The organism is Candidatus Clostridium helianthi, from assembly GCF_045310795.1.
GTDB lineage: Bacteria > Bacillota > Clostridia > Clostridiales > Clostridiaceae > Clostridium > Clostridium helianthi.
Genome location: NZ_JBJIAB010000078.1, coordinates 1 through 6,382 on the forward strand (window position 1 = coordinate 1; position 6,382 = coordinate 6,382).

At 27.7% G+C, this 6,382-nt stretch carries 5 protein-coding genes; 3 read left to right on the plus strand and 2 right to left on the minus strand.

The annotated features are described in order from the left end of the window. Positions 1-480: 480 nt before the first annotated feature. The gene (locus ACJDTP_RS27005; RefSeq protein WP_077842272.1) at positions 481-2,049 is read left to right on the plus strand and encodes a coiled-coil domain-containing protein; all 1,569 of its coding nucleotides are present in this window, start codon (positions 481-483) and stop codon (positions 2,047-2,049) included. A gap of 94 nt (positions 2,050-2,143) precedes the next feature. Continuing rightward, a complete protein-coding gene (locus ACJDTP_RS27010; protein WP_406762961.1) occupies positions 2,144-3,544 on the plus strand; it encodes an aldehyde dehydrogenase in 1,401 nt (466 codons plus the stop codon). Between the two features lie 177 nt (positions 3,545-3,721). Here ACJDTP_RS27010 and ACJDTP_RS27015 read toward each other — a convergent pair whose 3' ends face one another. Continuing rightward, positions 3,722-4,891, minus strand: a complete 1,170-nt coding sequence (locus ACJDTP_RS27015) for an MFS transporter (protein ID WP_406762962.1) — start codon at positions 4,889-4,891, stop codon at positions 3,722-3,724. A gap of 81 nt (positions 4,892-4,972) precedes the next feature. After that, positions 4,973-5,416 carry a MarR family winged helix-turn-helix transcriptional regulator gene (locus tag ACJDTP_RS27020; RefSeq protein ID WP_406762963.1) on the minus strand — a complete coding sequence of 148 codons (444 nt, stop codon included), beginning with the start codon at positions 5,414-5,416 and terminating at the stop codon, positions 4,973-4,975. Between the two features lie 205 nt (positions 5,417-5,621). Here ACJDTP_RS27020 and ACJDTP_RS27025 point away from each other — a divergent pair, with 205 nt between their 5' ends. Then, a complete protein-coding gene (locus tag ACJDTP_RS27025; RefSeq protein WP_406762964.1) occupies positions 5,622-6,095 on the plus strand; it encodes a rubrerythrin family protein in 474 nt (157 codons plus the stop codon). The last annotated feature ends 287 nt before the right edge of the window (positions 6,096-6,382 follow it).

Sequence of the window (6,382 nt, forward strand, 5' to 3'; positions counted from 1 at the left end):
GCCGATGGTACTGCATGGGAGACTGTGTGGCAGAGTAGGACGTTGCGAGGTAAGTATTAAAGATAGTCATAATGGCTATCTTTTTTTTTATCAAATTTTGGCATGGTGAATATATAGGTATATAAAAATAGGAATCTCATCAATAATGTGGAATAATAATGGTTATTCTGTTAAAATATAGATGAATATGCTAGAATTTGTGTTAGTGAATACTTGCATTTCATTATCATATGTTTTCTAAAACATTTAATTAATCAAAGTTTATTTTAAAATCATCAAGATACACAAAACCAATAAACTTATAAAGAATTAATTATATTATTTATAACTTATGTGGTTGAAATTTCATTTGAGAATCTATATAGTAATTAGGTGGGAATTATTGTAGGTTTAATATAAATTTATTATGCTCGCTATATAGCATTGTTAAGATGAACTATGATAAAAATAACTAATAATTCATTTACAAAGGAGACAGATATGCCTAATATTTTTGACGGACTTAGAAAAATTTCAGATAATGACATCATTGAACAAATTGCATTACTTGAAACAATGAATGTGACAAATATATCAAAGCCAATTATACAAAAGGCTAAGAAAAGAACTATAAGTATAATTAATTTTATAGGAAGTAAAATAGGAAAAAATCGTGTGCTCGAAGAACCGGAGGTAAAAGAAATATGGGCTTTGGTAGACGAAAAAAAAGAGGAATTGGAAAAGTGTACAAGAAATGAGTTAAATGAAAGGTTGTTCAATATTCTTGCTGAAAAAATTAATGATAATTTAGAGAGTCCAACAGAGGACGAAGTATCAATAGAGGTAATAGAGGAAGCAGCTAAACTATATAAAGTGCATAAAAACTTAATGCCAAACCATAAGGCTGATATTATTTATTCAAAATATAATGAAAAGCTTAGTGGTAAGGCTAAAGAATATATAAATGGACAAGCTTTTGTAGATTTACAAGAAACTACAAAAGATATAGAAGAAATTATAAGTAGTATGGATGAAGAACAAAAAAGAGAATTTACTCAATCAGTAGATGTTGCAAAATTGACATTTCTTAATGTGTGGAAAAAATTAGATAGGCAACATTTTATAAGACTTATATGGTTATGCGTTAAGGCTTATGGAGGTAGATTTACTGTAAAAGAAGAAGAACTTCCGAGTTTTGTAACAAGTGAAGAGGAAGTTGAGGCATTTAAAAGAGAAGAAGAATTAAAGAAGTCACAGGAAGAATTGTTAAAGTTGAAAAAACAAATAGAATTATGCAAGGATAAAATAAATTCTATTGAGAAGAGTTTAGAGAAAGAAAAACGTCTATTGAAGAATGCGATTAGAAGTAAAGATAAAGCTGAAGAAGATATAATAGACCTAGGGAAAATACATATTAAGTTAGCATCAGTCAAGAAATCATATGAAGATGAATTAAAAGAGATTAAACTTAAAATGGAAAATGCACCATTAGAGGAATTGGACTCACTGATGGAAGAATTTAAAGTAGTTAAGTTTGAAGAAATTGATATAAATAATAAGGTTTCAGATATTAATATAAAGGCTACATATAAGAAGGAATTGATAGATGACAATGTTAAAGTAATATCTATTAAAGAGGAAAGTATAAAAAACATTGGAATGGAATTTCAACATTTGAAAGAGGAAGCGCATAACTTGGTAGACGCCTATAATAAAATGAAAAGTGATGTAAGGAATAAAGAAGAAGAAAAAAAGAATGAAATATTCAAGAAATGGAGTCAATTTTTTAACAAGTTTACTTTTAACTTTGATAACTTAGGCAATATGGTAAGTTTTACTAGAAACGAATTACTAAAAATCGAACAATGTTTATATGAATTACATTTTACAAATGATCCAATGGCTTTAAGCATGGGAGTAATAGAAAGTAAAGGTAATAAGAAAAAAAAGGAAGAATATGAATATATAGATGTAAGCTTCTTAGATGGTTTTAAAATTGAGATTCAGTTTATGGTATTGGGAAATGGAGAAAAGAAAGTACATATAGATGAGATCACTCCAGAATTTTAAATTATCTCATAAGTTATTTTTTACAAGTATTTGGATAAAATTATAATTATGAAATATTTGCTAAGAATACAAGATAAAATAAGGAGATAATAAAATGAATAGTTCTGAATTAACATTAAAAGATGTTAATGAAATCCTTGAAGAGCAAAAAGAGTTTTTTGGTACTCAGGCCACGAAGAAAATAGAATTTCGGATTAACCAATTAAAAAAACTTAAAGAAAGTATAAAAGATTATGAAAGCAAAATTACTGAAGCTTTAAGTCTTGATTTAGGGAAACATGAATTTGAATCATATGTAACAGAAATAGGATTCATATACTTGAGTATAGAGAATACAATTAATAATTTAAAGAAATGGGCAAAGCCTAAGAAAACAAAAACACCGATATTTTTAAAACCTGGAAAAAGTTATATAGTTAGTGAACCTTATGGAAGTGTGCTAATAATAGGTCCTTACAATTATCCGTTTCAACTCGTTATTGAGCCGTTGATAGGTGCAATTAGTGCAGGGAATTGCATCGTAATAAAACCTTCTGAAATTTCGTTAAATGTTTCGAATATAATAACTGAAATGATTTCAAAAACATTTGATAAAAAATATATAAGTTGCGTAGAAGGAAGTGTTAAGACAAATATTTCATTGATAAATTCTCAATTTGACTATATATTCTTTACTGGAAGCGTTAATGTTGGGAAGATAATCATGAAAGCGGCAGCACAAAATTTGATTTCAGTGACTCTAGAGTTAGGAGGTAAAAGTCCAGTAATAGTGGATGAAACTGCTAATATCAAAATTTCTGCTCAAAGGATTATTTGGGGAAAGACTTTAAATGCAGGGCAGACATGCGTAGCACCCGATTATCTTATGGTTAGTAAAAATATTAAAGGTGAGCTTATTAAAGAAATGAAAAATGCCATAAAAGAATTCTTTGGAGATAACGTTAAAGCTAGTGAATATTATGGTAGGATAATAAATGATAAGCATTTTAACAGAATAAAAAATTTAATTGATAGAGATAAAAAAGGAATCCTTTATGGAGGCACCTATGATGAACATGAAAGGTTTATAGAGCCAACAATTATAGATGTATCAGAATTTGAATCGGAAAGCATGAAGGAAGAGATATTTGGGCCTGTACTTCCTATTATTGAGTTTGTTAATTTTGATGATGTTGTAATGAAAATCAAAAGCATGCCTAAACCTCTGGCTCTTTATATATTCACTAATAATAAGAAAACACAAGAAAGAGTTATTGAAGAAATACCTTCAGGAGGCGTTTGTATAAATGATACTTTAAATCATTTAGCAAATAGTAATTTGCCATTTGGAGGTGTTGGAAATGCAGGCATAGGAGCTTATCATGGAGAAGAGAGCTTTAAAACATTTTCTCATAGAAAAAGTGTTTTAAACAAAGGAGCAAAAATAAATATTAAGATGCTTTTTCCACCATATAGTTCAAAAAATATGATTTTAGTCAAAAAACTTCTTAATTAAAATAATAAATTTTTATTAGGAAGCTAAGTTTTAATGTTATTATAAAGCAAAATACCGCTATATCGTAGGCTATAATAATAGTTTTATTATAACATACGATATATTAAAGGTTAGTAGAAATATCCTCATAGAAGAATAAATTTATTACTGGTTTAATGAAATATAGTTTGAACTTTTTTACTTATAAATGATGTAGTGAAAAACTAGAGCAATAACCTCGAATATAAATCCTACTGAGCATACTCCAATCCAACCGAAATATTGCCAGCTTAAAGGCGCTAGAAATGATCCTAATGATCCACCAAGAAAATATGAAACCATAAATACAGTATTAATTCGGCTACGTACTTCATCACCAAGCTCATGTATCCTTGCTTGATTGGAAACTTGACCAGCTTGGGTTCCTAAATCTAATAGTATAACACCAATGATTAAACCATAAAGTTTATATCCTAAAATGAAAAAACATATATAGGATAAAGTAGAAAAAATAATGCTTATTCCCACTGTAAATTTAGGAGTTTTTTTATCAGCAATTCTTCCGACAAAAGGTGCGGCAGCAGCTCCAGCAACCCCTATTAAACCGAGCAATCCAGCCTCACGTGTTCCAAGATTATAAACGTGAGAACCTAATAAAAAAATAACAGAAGTCCAAAATGCACTGAAAGCTCCAAACATCAATGCTCTATTTATAGATGCTTCTCTTAAAGTTTTCTCTTGTTTAATTAGAGGAAATATGGAGAGTATTAGCTTAGCGTATGGTATATTGGAGTTTGGTATGCTTGTTGGGAAAAAGTTTTTTATTATTATTGCAAAAAGTGCCATTAAGAATGCAGCACAGAAGTATACTGATCTCCAACCAAAAGCTTCCCCGACAATCCCACTAAATGTTCTTGATAGTAATATTCCTATTAGAAGTCCACTCATAACATTACCTATTATTTTTCCACGTTCTGAAGGTTCTGCCAAATGCGCAGCAAATGGAACTATTAGTTGAGGAATTATTGTTGTAAATCCAACTAACAGAGAAGCAATTAATAAAATTAGGTAATTAGGAGAAATAGCAACTAATAGCAAAGAAATACCAACAACTATAAGCATTTTTATAATTAGATTACGACGTTCTTTTATATCTCCAAGTGGAACAAATAGAAATAATCCTATGGCATAACCTATTTGGGTTAGAGTTACAATAAATCCTGCTTGAGATTCGGAAATATTAAAGTTTGTAGAAATTTGTGTTAGTAATGGCTGAACAAAATATAGGTTTGCAACTGTAGCCCCGCAAGTAATAGCCATAATTAATATTATAAATCTGTTTAATTTAAAATTTGATTTATGAGTCATTTTAATCCTCCATAATACTGTATAGATTTATGTATAGATACTATACATATAATATAAAATAAAATACCTTGAAAAGGTATCTTATATTTTGTCTTTAAATTGGTTTAGAAAATTATACAAAAATTCTTTATTTTCTCTGCTAGCACTTCTCAATAACTCTTTTATAATAAGATTGTATTGATTGTGATAGCTTTTATGATTTTTATACGCCACCGCACCTTTTTCTGTAAGCTTTAATATTAGTTTTGAATTACTATCAGAACTCGCCTCCTTAAATAGATAACCCTTATTTTCTAATCTCTTTATAGTTTGTGAAACGGCACCTCGTGTAATATCAAGTTTTCTTGCAATAGCTGAAATATGTAAACCCTCATTTTCTTTTATATATTGCAGCATGTGTATTTCGGAATGATATAGATTTGAATCTGTTCCAAAATTTTTAGCTTTCAAATCTTTTTCAAAGAAACTACATATTACTTCCAGAAATATTTCACTAATTTCTTTATTGTCTAATAATTTATCCATAATAAATATTGTATAGATGCTGCGCAGTATTGTCAAAAGTTAAATGCAATAGATAATGTTTCAGTGTAGATGATAATAAATATAAAAATATATTAGTTAACGTATTTTAATTACAGTTGAAAAGTATAATGATAATAATTTTATAAATTTGCTTTAGCCGATATACATTTTAAAATAAATTCAAATATAATAGGAGAAATTAATTATGAATTATACTATTTATGATTTGATAGAGCGACTTATTGATATTGAGAAGTATGCATTGGAGGTATATAAAAAAATTGAAGAAAATGCAAAAGAAAAGAATTCTAAAAATATTGAGATTATTACAAGAGTGATTAGAAAGGAGGAAATTAAACATATCAAATATTATGAGCAATTAAAAGAGAAATTTAACTATGAACTTAATGATACTATTGATTTTTACTTATATGACAAAGTTGTAAAGCTTTTATATGAATTTAAGAGTCAAATTAGAATTCCTCATATAGACAATGCTCAGGATTTAATAAAATATTCATTAGAATTTGAGAAAAATAGCATAAGCTTACTTCTAGATATTCAGGGAAGATTACTTGGAAACTTAAATGATGTATACAATAATGTATATAAGATTATATCAAATATTATAGAAGAAAGGAGACATGAGAAAATGTTTAGTGATTTGGTTTTAAAATAATATTTAAGATATAACTTCTAAGAAATATTAATATATACAGTGAAGTAGAGTAAGTCTATTGGTAAACTATTTCTAGTGTGTCAGTATAAATAAAATTTAGAATAATGACATATAGCAGAGAAAAGTATGAATAATCTTATAAAATTAGGAAATAATTTAAAATGTAAGTAATTTAGAAGTGTTAAGATAAAAAACGTCGCTAAGAGATAAAAACAAAAACAACTCAAGTTTACAAGATATTTGAAATGTAAAATTATAAGTTTTGTGAAAAATGTTGACAATATTAA

Coding starts and splice junctions, on each gene's coding strand:
- ACJDTP_RS27010 (WP_406762961.1), top strand. CDS start 2,144: ATGAATAGTTCTGAATTAACATTAAAAGATGTTAATGAAATCCTTGAA.
- ACJDTP_RS27005 (WP_077842272.1), top strand. CDS start 481: ATGCCTAATATTTTTGACGGACTTAGAAAAATTTCAGATAATGACATC.
- ACJDTP_RS27020 (WP_406762963.1), bottom strand. CDS start 5,416: ATGGATAAATTATTAGACAATAAAGAAATTAGTGAAATATTTCTGGAA.
- ACJDTP_RS27015 (WP_406762962.1), bottom strand. CDS start 4,891: ATGACTCATAAATCAAATTTTAAATTAAACAGATTTATAATATTAATT.
- ACJDTP_RS27025 (WP_406762964.1), top strand. CDS start 5,622: ATGAATTATACTATTTATGATTTGATAGAGCGACTTATTGATATTGAG.